At 39.8% G+C, this 21007-nt stretch carries 22 protein-coding genes and 3 pseudogenes; 12 read left to right on the top strand and 13 right to left on the bottom strand.

From position 1 onward, the window contains the following. Positions 1 to 5 precede the first annotated feature (5 nt). Positions 6 to 773 carry an enoyl-CoA hydratase/isomerase family protein gene (locus ACFJIZ_RS18865; protein WP_379087625.1) on the top strand — a complete coding sequence of 256 codons (768 nt, stop codon included), beginning with the start codon at positions 6 to 8 and terminating at the stop codon, positions 771 to 773. A 41-nt stretch (positions 774 to 814) separates the two neighbouring features. Next, positions 815 to 1689: pseudogene (locus tag ACFJIZ_RS18860) on the top strand (SDR family oxidoreductase). Between the two features lie 17 nt (positions 1690 to 1706). On the opposite strand, the gene ACFJIZ_RS18855 reads toward ACFJIZ_RS18860, so the two are convergent. From ACFJIZ_RS18855 to ACFJIZ_RS18825, 7 genes are all read right to left on the bottom strand, one after another. Then, the gene (locus ACFJIZ_RS18855) at positions 1707 to 2663 is read right to left on the bottom strand and encodes a Smr/MutS family protein (RefSeq protein WP_379087622.1); all 957 of its coding nucleotides are present in this window, start codon (positions 2661 to 2663) and stop codon (positions 1707 to 1709) included. Between the two features lie 46 nt (positions 2664 to 2709). Then, positions 2710 to 3789: a DUF1501 domain-containing protein gene (locus ACFJIZ_RS18850; protein ID WP_379087619.1), complete on the bottom strand. Its 1080-nt coding sequence runs from the start codon at positions 3787 to 3789 to the stop codon at positions 2710 to 2712. After that, the gene (locus ACFJIZ_RS18845; RefSeq protein ID WP_379087616.1) at positions 3722 to 4297 is read right to left on the bottom strand and encodes a DUF1501 domain-containing protein; all 576 of its coding nucleotides are present in this window, start codon (positions 4295 to 4297) and stop codon (positions 3722 to 3724) included. The genes ACFJIZ_RS18850 and ACFJIZ_RS18845 overlap by 68 nt, the downstream gene beginning before the upstream one ends. Then, on the bottom strand, positions 4294 to 4461 hold the full coding sequence (locus ACFJIZ_RS18840) for a hypothetical protein (protein ID WP_379087613.1): 168 nt from the start codon (positions 4459 to 4461) through the stop codon (positions 4294 to 4296). The genes ACFJIZ_RS18845 and ACFJIZ_RS18840 overlap by 4 nt, the downstream gene beginning before the upstream one ends. Next, complete coding sequence (locus tag ACFJIZ_RS18835) at positions 4439 to 5866, bottom strand: DUF1800 family protein (RefSeq protein WP_379087610.1); 1428 nt, start codon at positions 5864 to 5866, stop codon at positions 4439 to 4441. Before ACFJIZ_RS18835 ends, ACFJIZ_RS18840 begins: the two co-directional genes overlap by 23 nt. Before the next feature lie 65 nt (positions 5867 to 5931). Then, positions 5932 to 6309, bottom strand: a complete 378-nt coding sequence (locus tag ACFJIZ_RS18830) for a 3-oxoacyl-ACP synthase III family protein (RefSeq protein ID WP_379087607.1) — start codon at positions 6307 to 6309, stop codon at positions 5932 to 5934. Beyond that, entirely contained in the window at positions 6306 to 6977 is a 672-nt protein-coding gene (locus ACFJIZ_RS18825; protein WP_379087604.1) for a hypothetical protein, read from the bottom strand. The genes ACFJIZ_RS18830 and ACFJIZ_RS18825 overlap by 4 nt, the downstream gene beginning before the upstream one ends. Before the next feature lie 110 nt (positions 6978 to 7087). Between ACFJIZ_RS18825 and ACFJIZ_RS18820 the strand changes: the two are divergent. Further along, positions 7088 to 7368, top strand: a pseudogene (locus ACFJIZ_RS18820) (ATP-dependent Clp protease adaptor ClpS). Between the two features lie 331 nt (positions 7369 to 7699). Here ACFJIZ_RS18820 and ACFJIZ_RS18815 read toward each other — a convergent pair. After that, on the bottom strand, positions 7700 to 8302 hold the full coding sequence (locus ACFJIZ_RS18815) for a thioredoxin family protein (RefSeq protein WP_379087601.1): 603 nt from the start codon (positions 8300 to 8302) through the stop codon (positions 7700 to 7702). A gap of 99 nt (positions 8303 to 8401) precedes the next feature. Here ACFJIZ_RS18815 and ACFJIZ_RS18810 point away from each other — a divergent pair, with 99 nt between their 5' ends. From ACFJIZ_RS18810 to ACFJIZ_RS18785, 6 genes are all read left to right on the top strand, one after another. Continuing rightward, positions 8402 to 9496, top strand: a complete 1095-nt coding sequence (locus ACFJIZ_RS18810) for a carboxypeptidase-like regulatory domain-containing protein (RefSeq protein ID WP_379087598.1) — start codon at positions 8402 to 8404, stop codon at positions 9494 to 9496. Continuing rightward, a complete protein-coding gene (locus ACFJIZ_RS18805) occupies positions 9493 to 10893 on the top strand; it encodes an outer membrane beta-barrel family protein (protein ID WP_379087595.1) in 1401 nt (466 codons plus the stop codon). Before ACFJIZ_RS18810 ends, ACFJIZ_RS18805 begins: the two co-directional genes overlap by 4 nt. Before the next feature lie 21 nt (positions 10894 to 10914). Next, complete coding sequence (locus ACFJIZ_RS18800) at positions 10915 to 13338, top strand: outer membrane beta-barrel protein (protein WP_379087592.1); 2424 nt, start codon at positions 10915 to 10917, stop codon at positions 13336 to 13338. A gap of 98 nt (positions 13339 to 13436) precedes the next feature. Then, a complete protein-coding gene (locus tag ACFJIZ_RS18795; protein ID WP_379087589.1) occupies positions 13437 to 13991 on the top strand; it encodes an NUDIX domain-containing protein in 555 nt (184 codons plus the stop codon). Between the two features lie 5 nt (positions 13992 to 13996). Next, on the top strand, positions 13997 to 14743 hold the full coding sequence (locus ACFJIZ_RS18790) for a lysophospholipid acyltransferase family protein (protein ID WP_379087586.1): 747 nt from the start codon (positions 13997 to 13999) through the stop codon (positions 14741 to 14743). Continuing rightward, on the top strand, positions 14740 to 15621 hold the full coding sequence (locus ACFJIZ_RS18785; RefSeq protein WP_379087584.1) for a TraB/GumN family protein: 882 nt from the start codon (positions 14740 to 14742) through the stop codon (positions 15619 to 15621). The genes ACFJIZ_RS18790 and ACFJIZ_RS18785 overlap by 4 nt, the downstream gene beginning before the upstream one ends. Positions 15622 to 15637: 16 nt before the next feature. On the opposite strand, the pseudogene ACFJIZ_RS18780 reads toward ACFJIZ_RS18785, so the two are convergent. From ACFJIZ_RS18780 to ACFJIZ_RS18770, 3 genes and pseudogenes are all read right to left on the bottom strand, one after another. Further along, positions 15638 to 16391: pseudogene (locus ACFJIZ_RS18780) on the bottom strand (LytR/AlgR family response regulator transcription factor). After that, complete coding sequence (locus tag ACFJIZ_RS18775) at positions 16388 to 16546, bottom strand: hypothetical protein (protein ID WP_379087581.1); 159 nt, start codon at positions 16544 to 16546, stop codon at positions 16388 to 16390. The pseudogene ACFJIZ_RS18780 and the gene ACFJIZ_RS18775 overlap by 4 nt, the downstream one beginning before the upstream one ends. 1 nt (position 16547) lies before the next feature. Then, a complete protein-coding gene (locus ACFJIZ_RS18770; protein ID WP_379087578.1) occupies positions 16548 to 17420 on the bottom strand; it encodes a sensor histidine kinase in 873 nt (290 codons plus the stop codon). Between the two features lie 252 nt (positions 17421 to 17672). Between ACFJIZ_RS18770 and ACFJIZ_RS18765 the strand changes: the two genes are divergently transcribed. Genes ACFJIZ_RS18765 through ACFJIZ_RS18755 form a run of 3 tightly spaced genes read left to right on the top strand, consistent with a single transcriptional unit; the run spans position 17673 to position 19562 of the window. Further along, the gene (locus ACFJIZ_RS18765; protein ID WP_379087574.1) at positions 17673 to 17849 is read left to right on the top strand and encodes a hypothetical protein; all 177 of its coding nucleotides are present in this window, start codon (positions 17673 to 17675) and stop codon (positions 17847 to 17849) included. Positions 17850 to 17851: 2 nt separating this feature from the next. Then, entirely contained in the window at positions 17852 to 18760 is a 909-nt protein-coding gene (locus ACFJIZ_RS18760) for an ABC transporter ATP-binding protein (RefSeq protein ID WP_379087571.1), read from the top strand. Between the two features lies 1 nt (position 18761). Next, positions 18762 to 19562: an ABC transporter permease gene (locus tag ACFJIZ_RS18755; protein WP_379087568.1), complete on the top strand. Its 801-nt coding sequence runs from the start codon at positions 18762 to 18764 to the stop codon at positions 19560 to 19562. A gap of 79 nt (positions 19563 to 19641) precedes the next feature. Here ACFJIZ_RS18755 and ACFJIZ_RS18750 read toward each other — a convergent pair whose 3' ends face one another. Together ACFJIZ_RS18750 and ACFJIZ_RS18745 are read right to left on the bottom strand one after the other, a co-directional pair. Beyond that, positions 19642 to 20775 carry a M20/M25/M40 family metallo-hydrolase gene (locus tag ACFJIZ_RS18750; RefSeq protein ID WP_379087565.1) on the bottom strand — a complete coding sequence of 378 codons (1134 nt, stop codon included), beginning with the start codon at positions 20773 to 20775 and terminating at the stop codon, positions 19642 to 19644. Further along, positions 20664 to 21002, bottom strand: coding sequence for a hypothetical protein (locus ACFJIZ_RS18745; RefSeq protein ID WP_379087562.1), 339 nt, complete (start codon positions 21000 to 21002; stop codon positions 20664 to 20666). The genes ACFJIZ_RS18750 and ACFJIZ_RS18745 overlap by 112 nt, the downstream gene beginning before the upstream one ends. Positions 21003 to 21007 lie beyond the last annotated feature (5 nt).

Below are 21007 nucleotides of genomic sequence, written 5' to 3'. Positions count from 1 at the left end.
TACTCATGAAAACTATCGAAGTAACTATAAAAGACCGCTTGGCCATCATTACACTTAATCGTGGAAAATCTAATTCATTAAACCGCGAAATGGTTGTTGAGTTGACAGATATGTTAGGTAATATTGACAATGATCCAAATATTGGTGGTGCGATGATCACTGGTAAAGAACATTTCTTTTCTGCAGGACTAGACTTGATCGAACTATACAACTATAATGAAGACGAAGCGAAAAGTTTTTGGGACCTGTTCTTGAACTTTATTTCAAAGATCACTTCATTTAAAAAACCATTGATTGCTGCAATTAATGGGCATAGCCCAGCAGGTGGTTGCGTAATTGCCCTAGCTTGCGATGCAAGGGTAATGGCCGAAGGAAAATACATTATTGGTTTAAATGAAGTACCTGTTGGGATCATTGTGCCGAACAGTATCTTTAACCTTTATGCGTTCTGGTTGGGCAAAGCAAATGCAACTAGAAGTTTATTAGAGGGCAAATTATTCAATCCTGAAGAGGCTTTGGCCATTGGCCTAGTGGATGAACTTGTTAAACCTGAAAGCATTTTAACCGCAGCAGAGCGTAAGGCCAGAAAGTATATGGCCTACGAAAGGAATACTTGGAGCCAAAGTAAACTGAATATCCGCAAAGAGCTGATCCAAAGTACAAGTGCTGACCAAAGTGCCGATCTTGAGGTCATGTTGAAACAATGGTGGTCGCCAAGTACAAGGGCTATCCTAAAAACCATCATCGATAGCCTACAACAAAAAAAGGCATAACCTAACTAAGCCTCTATTTTATTATTAAAACTTAAACTCCCATGTATAATCAACCCATGTTAAAAGATGATGCGTTAAAAGGCAAAACAATTGTAGTAACCGGAGGTGGCACTGGCCTTGGCCGTGCAATGGGCACTTATTTCTTAAAACTCGGCGCCAATCTGGTGATCACCAGTCGCAAACTAGAAGTACTTCAAAAAACTGCAGATGAAATGTCGGCAGAAACCGGCGGACAGGTTTTAGCGGTGCAATGCGATGTAAGGGATTATGCACAGGTAGAACAGGTTTTGGCCCAGACCATCGAGAAATTTGGAAAGGTTGATGGCCTATTGAACAATGCCGCTGGTAACTTTATTTCTCCAACAGAACGTTTATCTGCAAATGCATTTTCGAGTATCATCGACATCGTTTTAAAAGGAACTGTAAACTGCACTTTGGCTTTCGGCAAACATTGGATTGCCGCTAAACAACCTGCAAGCATCTTAAATATCGTAACTACTTATGCCTTTACTGGATCTGCTTACGTCGTACCCTCTGCTTGTGCAAAAGGTGGCGTTTTAGCCATGACCCGATCTTTGGCTGTAGAGTGGGGCAAATACGGGATCCATCTAACGCCATTGCGCCAGGGCCATTTCCTACCAAAGGTGCTTGGGATAGGTTACTGCCTGGAGACTTGGCAGAAAAGTTCGATTTTAAAAAACGTGTTCCTTTGAAGCGTGTTGGCGAAAACCAAGAACTGGCCAACCTTGCCGCTTTCTTGATCAGCGATTTTGCTGGTTATATCAATGGCGAGGTAATTACCATTGATGGTGGCGAATGGCTGCAAGGCGCTGGTCAGATGAATGGCTTAGAGGCTATCCCTAACGAAATGTGGGACATGCTTGAACAAATGACAAGATCGGCTAAAGGAAGCTAGCTCTCTTTTACATCAAACTATAACGAATTCTTAAAAACAACTTCGGTAGCGCCGAACCCAAATTTTTCTTTGCGGGCATCCATAAAGGTCTTTACTTGTGGATGCTTGCTGATGACTTTGTGGATATGGTGTCTCAAAGTCCCATTTCCAACACCGTGAATAAAAATAATGGATGGGAGTTGATGTACAATAGCAGCATCTAAGGTTTGCTGAAAATGTGCCAATTGGATATTGATGATTTCTGATTGTGTTAAGAATTGATGGTCGTCTCTCAATTTCTCAATGTGCAGACTTATCTCACTGCCAGGCACCTTAACTTCTTGTTTGGCTGATGTTCCTCTAAAAAAGCTCTCTTTTAGTTTTTGTGCATCGATCAAAGGTACTGGCTCATCAAGTTGAAGTAGCCATGCATATTTATTGATCTCTTTTACCTCTTTCTTGGCTCCATTAAAATCTTTGGCCTTAAATTTCTTTACAATCTCTATCGGCGACTTTGGCTTAAGGTTAGCTGGGGTAAAACACAAGACCTGAAAGATAAACTCTGGCCAGATCTCTATATCTGCAAGATTGGCGCTGTAGATCTGCTGGGCTGTTTTAGGTTGGATCTGACTTGCAAACTCTCCTCTGTATGCTCCCTTTTTATCTGTAGCCAAAGTGAGCAATAATTGATAAGATGTACTGTTGATCAATGTAAAGTGTACCACGGCACTGGCCTTATGGTCTTCGGCCACGGCCAAGAATATCCCAGTATTTCTAAATTCTTCAGTAGCTACTATGGCTTGCGGCTGGTTGCTTACTTGAGTTACAGCAGCAGAAGAATGGCCATGCACATGAGTTAGGTTACTGAGGGCGACAGGGATTTCAAATCCATCTGTATCGGTAACACCCACTGTTAAATTATCAATTATTCTGGTAATATAACCTTCTCTTTTTTCGTCTACAAAACGGACAAAATCGCCTAGTTTAAAATTCATCTTTGTGTATTAAGTATCAATTGTTGGCGCAATATACGTTGTATAATTAACGTACGATCATCATATTGCGTACTTGTTGTAGCTCTCCATTCTGCAAACGGGCATAATAGACCCCAGCTGGATACGCCCTATTTTCGAAAGTAGTGGTATAGGTACCTTCTTCTTTGATGCCATCTATAAGTGTAGTGATCAGCTTGCCCATGGTATTAAATATCTGGATCAGCACATGCCCGCCCTTAGATGTATATTTGATTGTTGTGGAGTTGTTAAATGGATTAGGATAATTGGTCATCAGGTTTTTACCGCTTTCGTGGTTGGCCTGCGACAGGTCTGTAGACATACAATTGGTACCTGCTTTGATAATGGGCAACGACTGAAAGTTTTTGAGCATTACATTTTGTAATATGGCTTTATCTACGCAAAACCATTTCTCTAATAAAGTGGCGTAAACAGACCTGAAATCGTATTGCATTGGAATATTGTCATTAACAGAAGTTGAAGCACTGATTACAGGATTGGTACCCAAAACACCACCCTGTATGGCATCACCAAAAACAATAATTGGCGCTGCTGCACCATGATCGGTACCTCCACCAGCATTTGATTTGATCCTACGGCCAAATTCTGAGAATGTCATTCCGGCAACTCTCTTAGCTGCACCCAAACCTTCTAAATCATCCATAAATGCTTTGATGGCCGCACTAACTTTTTCTAATAAGTTGGCATGTGTACCTGTATCTGTAGCGCCAGCAGTTACCTGCCCTGCATGGGTATCAAAAGAACCGATGTTTACCATGTACATCCGGGTTTTTAGTCCACCTCCAATTAAGCGGGCCACTACTTTGAGCTGATCGGCCAATGTGTTACCTGTTGGATAAGTACCTTGCACCTTCACTTTGTTGGCCGCAGTTTTGATCACATTGGCATATTGCTGGGTCTGTTGCGATACCTGCCTGATATAGCTCAGCTCTTTGCCTGCATTTGTATTTGGCGCAGGTGTCTGTATCCCATTGATCAGGTTATAAAAATTAACAGGATCCGCAATGGCCATACCCATGTTAATGGATGGACCTTGAAATGCCGGCGATAGGAACGAACCAATCTGAATAGCCAAAGGATCGGGCATTACCGTATTGGGATAACCAATGGGAAAGTTGCTGTATTCTTCGCTTAAATACCTTCCTCCCCAACCTGTATTGATCAATCTTATCAGAATCTGAAGCGGTTAACCAGATATCTGTTGCCCTAAAATGGCTAAAATTTGGTGTCGGATAGCCAACGGATTGGATAACCTGAACCTTACCATCTTTATACAGATCGCCCAAACCCGTCATTTTTGGATGGATGCCCGTATTATAATTGCCTAATTTGATCATCTTATTTTGAGGGAGGATAATATTCGGACGGGCCAGATTCAGGTTCTCATAATAATCTAAGGGGATAACCATATTCAGGCCGTCGTTTCCTCCATTAAGCTGGATCATGACCAATACGTGGTCTGTTTCTTCACTTGCAGCCGTAATGGCCGATAGTAAACTAGAGGCACCAAAAGCCTTAAGCGAGAAACCACTGATCAGCGAAGGCAACAATACACCTGCCGGTAAAGTCTTGGCTATAAATTCCCGCCTTTTCATGATAGTTGATACTCCTCCAGGTTCATCACATATTTATAAAATGCTTTTAGGCGGGTCAATACAATGGTTGTCTTTGCATTATCATTCGGACTAAGTTTGTAATTGGTCCAAGCCTCTGTCCAATAATTATTGGTAACCTGGTTACTCAACAAAATACTCTTCAAAAAAGTTTTTACCTCGGCATTTACATCGATGGTATATAGGTGTGCCGATCACGTCATTGATCAATTGGTCTGGGTCTTCGGGCTTATTGAATTTGGCTGTATAAACCAGCGGATCAATTACAATCTTTTTGTTGTTTCTGGTATAACCTGAAGCGATAAAGCGATCAGTAAAAGCATTGCGTTTGGGTAAGGTATCTGAGTTGATCCAAAGCTCGTAAAACTGTGGTACTTGGTAATAGGCTGGCCAACCCGAAACATTGGGCGGATCGCCAATGCTCTGTTGCAGGTTCTGAGCCTGCGACCGCAGATAATCCCACATGTAATACGCATTTACATAATCCAGGTTATCGGGAAATACGATTTCAAATTCACGACACAGACCAATGGTAAAATCGACAGGTGACTTTATGTTACAGGAACGATTTTGTATTAAAAAGAAGTGGTTGCTGGTAAATAATGCCTTTAGAACCGGTTTGATCTGGTAATTGTTGTTTCTGAAGATTTCGGCCAATGGCACAATTACGTTCTGCTCGGCATCTGCTGTAATATCATAATATACAAAGAAGCGATACAGTCGTCTACAGATGTATAAACTAAGTTCATTCTGGGCAAACAGCATGTCCATCAGATCATCTACCTCTTTTGCACCATCTACACCCGTTTTACCTTTGATCAGCTTATTGTTATAAAAAGAAGAGAACTGTTTGTCGGTGCTATCGTGTCGCGAAGCATCAAATACAGAAGTGATGGCAACGGCATCTAATTTATATCCCGTAAGCAATCTAGCTGCTGCTTTTACATCTGCTTCGGTATATTTAGAATTTGGGCCCTTACCCATTGTAAATAGCTCTTGCAGTTCTCTTGCATAGTTTTCGTCGGGTGCAGATTTTGTATTTACATAGCCATTAAGATAACGGAGCATGGCCGGATCAATGGTAACCTGTTTAACCAGTTCTTTAAAATTGCCGAAAGCAAATGTCCTTAGGGTATTGTTGTGTTTATAGATGTACCTACTATCGCCGATGGTTGCGGTTTGGGTGGCAAAATGATTGTGCCAAAACAACACCATTTTTTCTTTTAACGAAACTTGTTGATTGAGCATCTGCCCGATCCACCACGACTTGAACGAGGCCACCCTCCTACCATTTACCGTACCATCGCCATAGGCGGCATTTACCCAAGTAGCACCATCCTGTATTTCGGCATCGGTATAACTGGCATCATTGTAATTGTTAATTGGAGGTGCAGGAAGTGGTAAGTCTTGCAGTAGATAGTCTACTACATAGCTTAGGTTTCTGCCTGTAAGTGAGGTAACATCAGCCCTTTTTACACCAAACAAACAACGTTTTAACAAATGCGTTAATTCTTTTGCACCAAAGTCTCCTCTATAAACATCAATTGCCATGCCTTGTCAAATAATTAACTTAAACTTAAGATAATTAATCCACTTCTTCAGCAAAAATTAGGAATTTACCACCTGATCAATGCACTGGCCCAAGTAAAGCCAGAACCAAAGGCGGCCAAACAAACCAAATCGCCTTCTGCGATCTTACCTGCTTCCCATGCCTCGCACAATGCAATTGGTACAGAAGCTGCAGTGGTGTTTCCGTATTTTTGGATATTATTGAATACTTGGTCGTCTTTTAAGCCCAACAACTGTTGTACATATTGGCTGATCCGCAGGTTTGCCTGATGCGGCACCAGTAAATCGATATCTTTTTCAGTGAGGTTATTTGCTTTTAACGCTTCCTTGATCACTTCTGGAAATTTAACCACCGCTTTTTTAAATACCGCAGGTCCATCCATATAAGGTAATGCAGCTCCACTTTCCAACTGCTCTGTTGTCATGAATAATCCACCGAGCTCTTCATACTGGATAACCTGGTTTTTCTGGCATCCATTTGTTGGCATGTGAACCAGGGTAGAACATGGCCAAGATCTGCATCCGCACCATCGCTATGCAGATGTGTGCTTAAAATCCCTTGCCCTTCTTTTTGTGTGGGCTGCAGCACAACCGCACCGGCACCATCACCAAAAATTACCGAAACATTTCTGCTTCTTGTTTCAAAATCCATAGCGAAAGAATGCTTTTCGCTGCCTACCACTAAGATATTTTTGTACATGCCAGTTTTGATAAACTGATCAGCGATGGATAAGGCATACAAAAATCCAGAACATTGGTTACGGATATCTAAAGCACCAATTTCTTTCATTTTCATTTCACGCTGTAGCAAAACACCACAACCCGGAAAATAATAATCTGGACTTAAGGTAGCAAAAATGATGAAATCGACATCTTGAGCGGTAATTCCAGCTCTTTCTATAGCAATCTTTGCTGCTTCTACACCCATGGTAGTAGTGGTTTCTCCAAGTCTATCTGCAAAACGACGTTCTTTGATGCCTGTACGCTCTTGGATCCATTCATCATTGGTGTCCATAAACTTTGATAGATCATTATTGGTATATACGTTTTTAGGAACGTAATAACCGATACCGGCGATTTTAGAACTTTGCATAATTTTGGTTTGAAAAACAAATGTAATTTAATTAAAAAGATTTTAGAAATCTGATATGCAGCGCAAAGTTTAATATCTAAAATCTTCGATATAATGCTTATTTTTGTACTATGGCTACAGAAACCAAGGAAGAAACATTTACATTAGAAAGATCTTAACTTCTCTTAAAACCGTTCATCGCCTGATTTTATGGAACGATGATGTAAATACGTTTGAACATGTAATCTGGTGCATGATGAAATACTTGGACTACTCTGAAGCCCAAGGCGAAAAAATAGCCTGGGAAGTGCACAACAAAGGCAAATGTGCCATTTTAGAGGGCTCTTTTACCGAAATGGAAGTTTACCGTAAAATCTTACAACAAGAGGGCTTAACAGTTTCAGTTGATTAACCCACATTTCTTTAACCACCTCAGACACCTTAGAAAGGCTAAGAATTTTTGGTGAACAATAGTCAAAAAGCTATGTTCTCTATGTTTATTTGGGATAAGAAATCCTATAACTTAGATGACCTAATAGGTCTTAGATGGTGAAAATAAAATCTTACAATAAGAGGGCTTAACAGTTTCGGTTGATTAACCCACATTTCTTTAACCACCTTAGACACCCAAGAAAACCTAAGGTTTGTAACGGACACTGACCACAAAGTTATCTTGAGGCAACAAAACCCATAACTTGGGTGTGCTAATATACCTTAGGTGGTGAAAATAAACCCAAGTCGATTTATTTCAGCTTACCCAACACCTGTATAAGTTCTGCCTGCGTACTTTGTGTTTTATCCTTCGCGTACCAACCATGCAACTGCTCTGCAATCAGCATCATATCTGTGCTGTCTTTTTTCCATTGGGCTAACAAATGTTGTAAGATATCTGGTCTAGGACCCCATTTTGGCAATACCAATTCTTTATTTTCGTCTAAGATCAGCAATACCGGGATGGCTCTTCCTCCATTGGTCAAATGCGCATCGATCAATGGCAGATGTTGGTCTCTCAACACCAGTTTTAAATCAAATTTACCATGGCTTGCCAAAACAATCTGGTTGATCACCGGAACAATTTGTGCCGCATCGCCACACCATCCTTCAGAAATGACCAAGAAGTGATAGTTGCCTTTTATCTGATCAATTGTTTTTAACATTTCATCGTTCAGTACAGTGGTCTTGTCAACCCTGTTCATCCTTTGAACGTTCATTTTGGTATAGTGTAACATGGCATCAGAATCGTCTGGACCAGTGGTTTTACCTTCTGCTAAAAGTTTGTTTACCAATTCGCGATAGCTGGTATAATCCAGTCCATCGCTATCAAAAATATTACCGTAATTAAGCATGATATAGCTGTAATAAAATAGTTACGCCTCTTTTTTTAAACCCCGAAGCCCGAACTTTGTCTTCCTGATAAGGAAAACGTAAAACGAGAAAACATCTAGATGAAAATTATTACACACAAAGTTCTATTATTAACATTAGCTATTTGTATTTTAACTGTAAAACTTTTTGCACAAACTACCGGTGATGGCAAAATAAGTGGAAAAATTTTTGAAGCAGCTACAAACGAACCAGTTTCTTACGCAACTGCATTTTTATTAGACAGGAAAACCAAAGCCAACATCAAAGTTGTGCAATCGGATATAGACGGAAATTTTGTGATCACCAACCTACCTAAAGGTGTATTCACTTTTAAGGCAAGTTCTATTGGTTTCCAAACCATGGTTAGGGATTCCGTTTCAATCACCGATCTTGCCAAAGACATCAATTTAGGTGTAATTAAAATGAAACCTGCCAAAGGAAACCTATTGAATGAGGTTACCGTTACCGCGCCTAAGGCTACCATGCAGATGGGGATTGACAAAAAAGTATTCTCAGTAGACCAAAGTCTGGTAAGTGAGGGCGGTTCTGCTTCGGATCTTTTGCAAAATGTACCTTCTGTACAAACAGATATTGATGGAAATGTAAGTTTACGTGGTTCTGCTGGTGTTAAGGTTTTAATAGATGGCAAGCCTTCGTTGATTGCTGGGGGTAGCGTTGCCCAGATTCTACAATCGATCCCTGCAAGTTCGATCGAAAGTGTAGAATTGATCACCAACCCATCTGCAAAATACGATGCAGAAGGGCAGTCGGGCATTATCAACATTGTTTTAAAAAGAAACAAAAAGCTTGGCTTTAATGGTTCTGTTGCCTTAACTGCTGGTAACCGCGAAAATTACAATGCCAATACAAGCTTAAGTTTCCAGAACAAAAGGATAAATCTTTATGGTAATTATAGTTATCGTTATGGCAACCGCATTGGTGGTGGCTACAATAACATCGCTTACATCAACACTACCAGCCCTACAGCTTTTGCTAACCAGAATACCGATTCGAGGTCTTTAGATAAAGGTCATAACCTAAAAGCAGGAATGGATTATTATTTAGCAGAAAAAAGTGTAATCAGTTTCTCGGCCGGAGTTAACATCAGAGACAATAACAGGAATGAATTTTTAAGATCAACCAATTTAACTCTAGCCTTAATCCTTTACAGTTGAGCAACCGTTCAAATATCAACGATGGTACCGGAAACAGTTACGACCTGAACTTGGATTTCACTCAAAAATTTAAAAAACCAAAAGAAGAACTGACCATGAACTTTGGTTATTCTGAAGGGAACAACGATAACTTCCAGACTTACAACACACAAGTTTATAACCTAAATGGCAATACGATCAGTCCAGTGCCAAACATCCAAAGAAACGATGGCGCTGGCTTTAACCGTAATTACAACGCCCAATTGGATTATAGTTTACCTGTTGGCAAAACTGGCAAGATCGAAGCGGGTTACAGAAGCCAGATCCGTATTTCTGAAAACAGTACCATTGCCGACATTTTCAATAATGCTGCTGGCACATTTGATTTCAACTACCAGTTAAGCAATGAATTTAATAGCAAAGACCAAGTACATGCCATTTATGCAAATTACCAGAACCAGATCAAGAACTTCGGTTATCAGGTTGGTTTAAGAGCAGAAGATGCGGCATTGAATACGCGTTTGGGCGCTTATAACATCAACAGCAATTTAAACTACACCCCAGGTAAGGTTGCTTACACCAGGTTGTATCCAAGTATATTTTTAACCCAGAAATTTAGTGGCGAACAACAACTACAGTTGAGCTATAGCCGTAGGGTAAATAGACCAAGAGGATGGGATACCAATCCCTTCTTGGATGTTTCTGACCCATTGAACTACCGTCAGGGTAATGCCAACCTAAAGCCCGAAGATGTACATGCTTTTGAATTGAGCTACAGTAGGTATTGGACCAAGTTCTCCATCATTTCATCTTTATATCTGCGCCAGACCAATGATGTAATCCAAAGAATCAGAACTGAACCAGATGCAAATGGAATTACCTTAAGTACTCCACAAAACTTAACTAGAAATATTTCTAGTGGGGTGGAGTTGATTGGTAAGTACGATGTATTGAAATCATGGAACTTCACCACTAACGTTAACCTTTACCAAAGCAAGATCGAAGGTGTACCTGCCTTCGGAATTGTAGAAAATTCAGGCTTCAGTTACAATGCCAATCTTACCAACAACTTTGTATTGCCTTTTGGCATTACCTTGCAGGTTAAAGGCGATTACCGCTCTAGAGAAGTAATGGCACAAGGCATAAGAAAAGCCAACTATGGCGTAGACGCAGGTGCGAAATACGATTTCAAAAACAGAAAAGCAAGTTTGAGCTTGAACATAAGAGACGTTTTTGCAACCAGAAAATGGGAGATGACCACAACCGGAACCAATTCGGTAGTTGACTTTAGCCGCTACATGCAAAGGACCATGGCCAACTTAACTTTCTCTTATCGTTTTGGTAAAACTGATTTTAACTTTAAGAAAACCAAAAAAGGTGATGACCAAGGTTCTCGCCCAGATGAAGAATCATTTTAATATTTCTATCTTAGTACTGTCTTGAAAAGAATCTTCCTCCAATTTTTCGCCGTTGCTGTACTGAGCTTATTGTCATTTGCCGTTTCTGCGGCAGAAAAAGGAATCATTAGAGGAAAAATCATAGAGGAAGATGGAGCATTACCAGTTGCTTATGCCACGGTAGTGCTCTATGATGCCCTTACCGAGCAACCATCTTTAGCCAATACACAGACCGACGAAAATGGCTATTTCAAACTCATCAACATCAAACCCGGCACCTACAAAATAAAGGTAACCTATGTTGGTTTTGCCAATCTTACCGTAAACGATATTTTTATTACCGATAAGGAGTTTGACAAGAACTTAGGCACCTTAAAACTAAGTAATGAAGCCAATAGCCTAACCGAGGTTGTAGTTACTGCTCCTAAGCCTTTGGTAGAGTTTGGGGCAGATGTAATTACCTATAACGTGGGCTCATCTATTTTGGCTGAAGGAAGTACAGCTACCGATATCTTAAAAAACGTACCCATGGTACAAGTAGATATCGATGGCAATGCCACCATTTCTGGTAAAAGGAGTACCCGTGTATTTATAGATGGAAAACCATCGGATTACATGACCTCAAATATTGCCGACCTCTTAAATGTACTACCATCTGATGCCATAGAGAAGATCGAGGTAATGACCAATCCCCCATCCAAATATTCGGGAGATGGTGAAGGCATCCTTAATATTGTGATGAAAAAAGGGTTTAAAGTTGGCTTTAATGGTAATGTGGGCATAACAGCTGGCGTGCAGGGAAACACCAACACCAATGCCAATGCTTCTTATAAGGGCAAAAACTACAACATCAATGGCAGTGGGGCATTTAGACAAAATATTGGCAAAGGAAATAGCGAAAGTTACCGAACCAATTTTTTCCCTGATACTACTTTTTACTACAACCAATTCAACAACAACCGTAACGAAAGTAATGGTGGTAATTTTAGGTTGGGTTTTGATTGGGACATTACCCCAAAACAGGGCCTACGTTTTTCTACCAATTATAATATCAATAACAACAATAACGTTGCTGGGAACGATTTTTATTACCTTAACCAAGAGCAGATCACTACGCGTTTGCGCAACCAGCAAAACCTAGGCGATGGCAACAGTAACAATTTTGTATTCAATGCCGATTACAACCTGCAAACCGATACCAGTGGCGGTAAATTATCGATGGGCATTACCTTCAATACCAACAAGAACAGCGACCTCCGCTCTTATAATAGAACTTATGCTTTTCCAAGCAATTTGAACCCAAGCCTACAACAGAACGACAACGAAGTAAGTAACCGTGGCCTAAATTTCAACCTCGATTATGATAAGCCTGTTTTTAAGAAGCGAGACCAATTGGAATTTGGTATAGCGTATAACTACCGCAAAAATGAAAACGACCTATTGGTCCAGAATTTTAACTTCAAAGACCAGGAATACATTACCAACCAGAACCTGACCAATAAGTTTTTCTACAATGAGAATATCTTATCGGGTTATGTTTCTTACAATTATCGAAAAAAAGGTTGGGGCCTTAAAGGTGGTTTAAGAGGTGAGTATACGGATGTAAATTTCGACCTTTCTACAGGTACGAGTTATCATGTAGATCCTTACCTAAGCTTATTCCCCAACTTTTCGATAAATCATTTTTTTAAGAAGCGATACAACTTCGGGGCTACCTACAGTGTAAGGATCAACAGGCCTAGGGAAAATGCCTTGAACCCGCAGGTAAACAATTCAGACACTTTAAACATCTCATACGGCAACCCCAACTTATCGCCTGCCTATACCCATCAAATGGATTTCAGTTTTGGTGCTTTTGGTAAAAAATGGTCTTTCACACCCCGTATTTCCTACTCTACCAGCAAAGGGGTGATAGAAAGATATAGGACTGTGAAAAGCAATGGCGTATCAGAAAGCACCTTCGACAATATTGGCACCAATTATTCAATGGCATTTATGCTGATTGGTAATTTTCGTCCAACCAATAAGATCTCTGCCAATGGCAATTTTAGCGTGATCCAAAGCAGGTATGCTTCAAAGCTAAATTCATCGCTCAATAGGGACGGTTTAAGCCTTAGGGCATCTATGGGATTCTCAATGCAACTCCCTTATAAAACTGCTTTCGAATCCAATTTAAACTACGCCAACAACATCAATGCCCAAGGCCGTAACAAAGGTTCGATCAACAGTAGTTTTGGGGCAAGAAAGAGTTTCTTTAAAAACACCTTATCTGCCCGTATCAGTACCAACGACCCTTTTGGCCGAAAGAACAACAACTCATTCAATCAAGGCAGTAATTTTACCTCTCAAAGTTATTCGACCAACAACTCCAGCAATGTGTCGTTCAGTTTAAACTATCGCTTTACCAAAGTAAAAACAAACAAGGTTGCTATCCCACCACCAGCTAGCACAAAACCTAAAAACTAATGATAAGGTGTAAGGCTCAAAGCAAATGGCGGGAAGCCGAGTGCTCAAAGCTATAGTTGATAACTGGTAAATCAGACTAAAGTCCGTATCTTGCAGCCATGAATAGCCACAATCCTTGGAAAGTCTTAAACAGTAAAAAAATTTACGATAACAATTGGATTTCTTTAACCGAGCATCAGGTTGATCAACCCATCTGGTGGCGAGGGATCTATGGCGAAGTCCATTTCAAGAATATCGCTATTGGCATTCTTCCATTAGATGAAGACCTTAATACATGGCTGGTGGGGCAGTACCGTTTTCCACTTAAAAGTTACAGTTGGGAGATCATTGAAGGTGGTGGTTTATTGGATATTGACCCCATTACAAGTGCCCAACGCGAATTGGCAGAAGAAAGTGGTTTAATTGCCCAAATGTTTACAGAAATCCAAAGGTTACACCTGTCTAATTCTGTAAGTGATGAACTGGCAATCATCTACCTTGCCCAAGGCCTACAGCTGGGCAAATCATCACCAGAAGAAACAGAAGAATTGGTCATTCGTAAACTTCCTTTTGATGAGGCTTACCACATGGTAATCGATGGTACGATTACAGACAGCATGAGTGTAGCGGCAATTTTAAAAACAAAAATATTAATACAAGAAGGCAAGATCTAATTCACATGAACAAATTTTTAGGATACCTGTTTACGCCGATTTTTTACTTTTTCTTTTTCTTGATGTTGGTTATTTTCCAACCCATACAATGGATCTGTTATCGATTTTTTGGCTATAAGGCCCATAAGGTTTCGGTAGATATCTTAAACTTTTTCTTAACCTATTGCAATTGGTTTTTGGGCAATTCTGTAACCTTTATCAACCATCAAAACCTACCAAAAGATCAGCCAATCATCTTTGTGGCCAACCACCAGAGCATGTACGATATCCCTGGATTGATCTGGAACCTCCGTAAGTATCAACCCAAGTTTATTTCCAAGATCGAACTTACAAAGGGCATTCCTTCTATCTCCTATAACCTTAAATATGGTGGCGGTGCCAATATCGACCGCAAAGACAGTAAACAAGCTGTATCAGAGATGATCAAACTAGGCCGTAGGATGAAAGAAAAAAACTGGAGCACTGTGATATTTGCCGAAGGGACCAGAGCTAAAGACGGCCAATTAAAACCCTTTCAGGTAGGTGGTATTGCTACACTCTTAAAGGTCGTTCCAAATGCCTTGGTTGTGCCTGTGGCCATCGAGAATTCTTGGAAGATCGTACGATATGGCAAATTTCCCTTAAGTTTCGGCGAGCGCATCCGTTGGACGGTTTTAAGCCCTATAGATCAAACCGACAAAAATGCCGAGCAAATTACCTTAGCCGCAGAAAATGCCATCAGAACAAAACTGAACCAAACCTTAACCACATGAAATTGATCAAATATCTTTTAATCGGCTTTATCAGCCTTGGTTTAACAACAGCCCACGCACAAAAGAAAGACAAAGAAAACACCTTGTTATGGGAGATTTCTGGTAAAGGATTAAAAAAACCATCATATCTATTCGGCACTTATCATTTTGCTGGTAAAGATTTCATCGATACGATGCAGGTTTTAAATGCAAAACTCAATCAGGCAGATGCTGTAGTTGGCGAATTGATCATGGATAATACCATGGCTGCCAAACTGATGCCACACATGTTGATGAAGAATAATTTTTTAGATAAACTGTTAACCGCTGAAGAATACCAGTTGGTAGCCGATTACCTGAAAAAGATAAGCAGTTACGACCTGAAGTTATTCAACTCAATGAAACCCGCAGCCGTTCAGGTTACACTATTACAGTTTACCGCACCTAAAACATTTACCAAGGATAATCCTGCACTAGATCAATATTTTCAGGAGTATGGCAAAGCAAATGGCAAAAAACTATTGGGTTTAGAAACGGTAGACGACCAAGCACAACTGTTGTTTGGCAGCAGTTTGGAAAGACAGAAAGAGCTCTTGCTCAAAATGGTGAAAGACGAAGCTAAAAATAAAGAGGAAGGGCAGAAATTGTACGATTATTACATTGCCCAGAACATGAAAGAACTGACCAAGCTTTTTACAAGCACAACAGATTATAGCCAAGAAGAAATGGACCAGATCATCAAGCACCGTAACCAAAAATGGATCGACCAACTTCCAACGCTAATGCAAGACCAATCTTTATTTATTGCGGTTGGCGCAGGACACTTGGTAGGTAAAGATGGGCTCATCAAAGGCTTACAGGCTATAGGTTATACAGTAAAACCCATTGCCGTAAACTAATTAGGCCCTATTCTTATTAGATATTTTTTCCGTCAATTAGTTTAAAGAATTCGTCTCTATAGGTATCTCCTATTGGGATAACCTTAGCCGCAATCGAAATCCTACTCCTTTCAATGCTTTCTATTTTGTCTAGCGCAATGATGTAAGATTTATGGACACGAATAAATTCCCCTTTCGGTAAGGTTTCTTCCATTTTTTTCATGTTCTGTAAAGTGATGACCCTTTCGTTTTTGGTAAAAATAGAAATGTAATCCTTTAATCCTTCGATATACAAAATGTCGTCTAACTGTATTTTTTGGATCTTATGTTCTGTTTTCACAAAGATGAAATCTTGTACAGGTGCAGCATGGTTGGGAGTAGCTACTGGTGCTACAACTGGTTCGGGAGCAGCAACTGCGGCTGGCTCTGCCTTTTGTAGCTGATGGTGGACTTTTTCTACCGCTTTATAAAAACGATCAAATGCAATTGGTTTTAACAGGTAATCAGAAACATTTAGATCATAACTTTCCAATGCGTATTGAGAATAAGCTGTAGTTAGGATATAATTTGCTTTTCCGCTGGCAATTTTCAAGAATTGGATTCCTGTAAGATCTGGCATCTGGATATCAAGGAATACTAGATTCTATCCCCCCAGCCTGTACCAACTGTAAAGCTTCAATTGCATTTTCTGTACGTTTTACCAGTTGCAAAAAAGGCACTTTAGAAACGTAATCTTCAATGATGTCGAGCGCTAGTGGTTCGTCATCTACGGCAATACATTTTAATATCATAAGTCTAACATCAGTTCTGTGGTGTAATGGGTAGCCGAATTTACAATATTTAATTTATATCTATTCGGGTAAAGTAGTTGCAATCTTCGTTCAACATTGTTTAGCCCAACACCGCCCATGGCATCTTTATTGGTTTTACTCTTTTTATTGCTCACACTAAAATGAAGGATTTTTTGGTTGGCAATGATATTGATCTTTGATCGGGTCGTCATGGTCGTTCGCAACCCCATGTTTAAAGGCATTTTCTACAAAAGAGATCAAGATCAGCGGAACGATCTGTTGCCCATCAATTTCTCCATTCAATGTAAACTGTACGGCTGCCCCATCTTTAAACCTTAGTTTATGGAGTTCAATGTAACTTTGCACGTATTCTACTTCTTTACTCAAAGCTACCCAGCTATCGTTACTCTCATAGATCATGTAACGCATCATCTCCGAAAGCTTTAAGATGGCATCGGCCGTTTTATCAGATTTCTGATAAGCTAAGGAATAGATATTATTAAGAGAGTTGAATAAAAAGTGCGGATTGAGCTGCGATTTTAAAAATTGGAGCTCCATGTCTTTTTTTTCGCTTTCTAGATTGCGTTGTACACTTTCATTCGAAAACCAATCAACAGAAAATTTGATGATACAGCTACTAACCAAGATGAAACCAGAGAAAAAAGTACTGATCAGCGCATATTCATTGATAGACATGTAATGCGCTACGTTTCTTCTGTTGATTGTTTTGAGCAGGTCTTCTGGATAGAGCGCTGCGATAACGGTTTTAACAAGTACGCAGACCAAGATCAGCAGAATAAAGGCCAATATATACAACCAATATTTCTTTCTTTTCTGGATCAGTTCGGGGATAAGAATGATGTAGTTGATATAAAACATGGACAAATTCAGTACACTGAACAATCCATAAGAAAAGACATAGTCTTTAGTGGTCTGTTTTGCGCCACCAATAAAGATTGTAGCAAGGGCAAGCAATAAAATGATACCCCAAAATATGGAATGGATAATAATTGCTCCTTTGCTCTTCATGTTTACATTCATCTAAATACGCCTTTAATTGTATCCAAAGTAACTAATCTATTCATTTTAACCCTTTACTTTCGACGAACTGGCATTTTTTTTCTACCAAAAGGCTAATTCATACAACGAGTTACAAAACTATCCATTTTAACCGTTTATCTAGAATAAAATACACTTGGTCTAAAAGATTTTAGCATGTTTTTTTTAATCATTCTATTTGTTTCAACAAACCAGAACAATTAGACCTAAAATAAAAGAACCATGAAAAAGTTATCAAACGTATCGCCATTCCTACTTTTATTATTTCCAGTATTTGTGATGATGGTATTGGCTTTTGCTACCAGCACTAACCATAACCAAGATGAAGAAGTTGCCTTAAAAAGCACACCTTCTACAACCAACACGATTGTAAAAGCAACAACTGCAATCTTAAAATAAGTATGAGCAATTTCGCAATAGAAACGGTAGGCCTGACCCATCACTTTGGTACGCAGACCGTAGTTAAAGACTTTTCGTTGCAAGTACCAAAAGGAAGTATCTATGGTTTTCTGGGCCCAAATGGTGCAGGAAAGACCACAACCATAAAAATCCTGCTTAACTTGTTACAGTCTCCTGCAGACCAGGTATTTATTTTTGGCAAAGAAATTAACGCTAATCGCATTGCCAGTTTAAAACGCATGGGTTCTTTAGTAGAGCAACCTGCTATCTATACCCACTTAACAGGAAAAGAGAACCTAGTTAACCGCTGTACACTTTTGGGCATCAATAAAAGTAAATGTACAGAAATGTTGAGTTTGGTTGGTTTAACCGAAGCTGCCAATAAAAAAGCAGGAAAGTATTCTTTAGGGATGAAACAACGTTTGGGCATTGCCTTAGCTTTGATCGGTGATCCAGAACTTTTACTGTTAGATGAGCCTACCAATGGCCTAGATCCGAATGGAATTATAGAAATCAGAAACCTGATGATTGAATTGACTACCAAGCATGGAAAAACCATTTTGGTATCAAGCCACCTTTTGGCCGAGATTGAAAGAACAGCTACCCATGTGGGCATTATCAATAAAGGCGAATTGCTTTTTCAAGGTACCATTGGCGAACTACATGACTTAAGCAAACCAGTTGTTAAAATTGAGACCAATGACCAAGCCGCTGCAGCCAATATAGTGGGAACCACAGGCGCAGAAGTTGTTCATCAAGATGAAAATGCCATTTCTGTAACCTTTAAAGGGAAAGAAGACATGGGCCACCTGAACACTTTATTAGTGCAGAACGGAATTACCGTTTATAGCATCAATAAAGAAAGAAAGGACCTTGAAAATTTATTCTTAGACATCACCTCAAAAAACTAATATGGTACGCTCATTATTTATTTCTCTAACTTCAGAGTTTTACAAATCTCGCAAAACGCTTGCCTTTTGGGCAGCTATAATTTTACCCATATTGATCTGTGGTCTTATTGCCATAGGTTTTTATAGTAGTGCCGATAAAATACTAAAATTGGGTTATCCAGGCTTAATGCTTTGGGGTAAGTTCAGTGGCGCCGCATTGGGTGTAATGGGAATGTTGATCCTACCTTTTTATGTCATGTTCATGGCTTTTTCTGTCAACAACATCGAACATAAAAACGATACTTGGAAAACACTATTTACACAACCGCTTAATAAGTTTTCTATCTATGCCGCCAAATATATCTATGCGGTACTGCTTTTGTTCATCTGTCTTTTCTTATTTGAAATATTAACGATTGCAAGTGGTTACCTTCTTCAAACCTTAGTTCCAAAATTCACCTTTAACGATTATAACCCATTCGTTTTACTGACCAAGTTTTACAGTAAGTTGTTCTTGGCCTCTTTGGGTATCCTTTCTATCCAATTTGTATTGAGCTTGCTTTGGGCTGATTTTTTAAAGCCAATGGGAATTGGATTTGTGGCTACGATTGCTGGCATTATTACCGCGAACGTAGGTTGGGAATATGCTTATCTTATTCCCTACAGTGACCCAACATTGGCCTTACGTGTAACCAGAACAACTAAAGATGCAAAAATAGAGGACTTCCCTGTGTTTTCACAAGAGATTTGGGTAAGCTTGGTTTGTGCATTGGTGATGTTTATTGTCGGTTACTTTATCTTATCAAAAAGAAATATCAAATAAAGATTTTAGTTTAGTTTTTAGTTTAGTATGAAAAGGGCGGTTTTACACCGCCTTTTTCATTTGAATATCATTGCTAAAACTACCTGCCTGCTTTAGGCGTAACCACTAAACTTTCGTGCCCATCTTCATCTACAGACTGAACACCAAAAAAGTAATTGTCTTTAGAGTAGGCCAGTGTAGCCGAGTTTTCCTTTACAAAGAATTTTCTTTCCCAGAATGGGCTTGTCGTTTCACGCATCAACACATAATAACCAGCTGGTTTTTTGCCTTTTGGCACTTCCCATTTTAACGCTGTTTTATTGGTTAAACCTGCGGTAAGCACCACTACATTTTCTGGCTCTTGTGTAGAAAGTCCTAAATTTGCCATGACCGACAGATTCATACGTGTTACTTTTTGCAGATAGTTGTAGTCTACATATTCAGGTAAATCACCGAATTTAAATCCATTTTCAGTTCTGATGTCCTGATGTTGCCTGTTAAAATCTTCATTCATTTCAGTGATCCTAACGGCGGCAAAACCTTGTTGCGAAAAAGGGGTGTGGTCACCTCCGCGTAAAAAGCGGTCGCGACGATAAATCAATTTCACCTCTAGCTGATCCACATATCGCTCTGCTACTTCTTTAATATATCTGGCTGCCTGACGTGCTTTGCCATCATTTTCTGTACCTGCCGATTGACGAGCAGCAGCTTGAGCAGGTGTTTCTAAAGCAGACACACCTTCGCTAAATACACGTACGCTTTTGTTGTCCTTTATATCGGTTTCCATACCGTAAGAGTTACCTACAATATCATTGTTCATCAATAAATGGACATTCCAACCCTCTTCCTTCGCTCTTTTAGCCAAATTCGTTGCTCCATATAAACCTTGTTCTTCACCTACCATGGCCACAAATACCAGTGTACAGCTAAATTTTTGCTTGCTCATGATGCGGCACATCTCCATTACCGCGGCTACACCAGAAGCATCGTCATTTGCACCTGGTGCAAAATCCTTAATGTTCATTACGTCGGTAACCCTCGAATCATAATGGCCAGAAACCATCAGCATTCTTTTGTCATTAGGATCTGTACCTGGCAAAACAGCCATTACATTTTTAAGTACTACGGGTGCTGTAATTCTTCTGCCATCCGCAGCTTGCACAAAGGAATCATAAGATACCTGTAGCCTACCACCACTTGCTGCACCGTACTTTTCAAACTCGCTTTGATCCACGTTCTTGCAGCTCCAATACCTGTTGTTTTGCTCAAGGTATCACTTAAGGTATGCCTTGTTTGAAATGAGACTAGTTTTTTAATGATTTGCTCTAGATTAGCAGCTCCAACCTCGTTAACCATTGCACTGATGTTGGCATCTCTAATTTCTGTTCGTTGGGCATATAATCTTTCTCCTGAAAAAGCCATCAGTAATAAAAGGATGCCAAAATGTTTTAATCTGACCATAAAAG

It is taken from the genome of Pedobacter sp. UC225_65 (genome assembly GCF_042698365.1).
Classification (GTDB): domain Bacteria; phylum Bacteroidota; class Bacteroidia; order Sphingobacteriales; family Sphingobacteriaceae; genus Pedobacter.
Note: the sequence above shows the minus strand (reverse complement) of the source record. Positions and strands in the feature narration are given on the sequence as shown.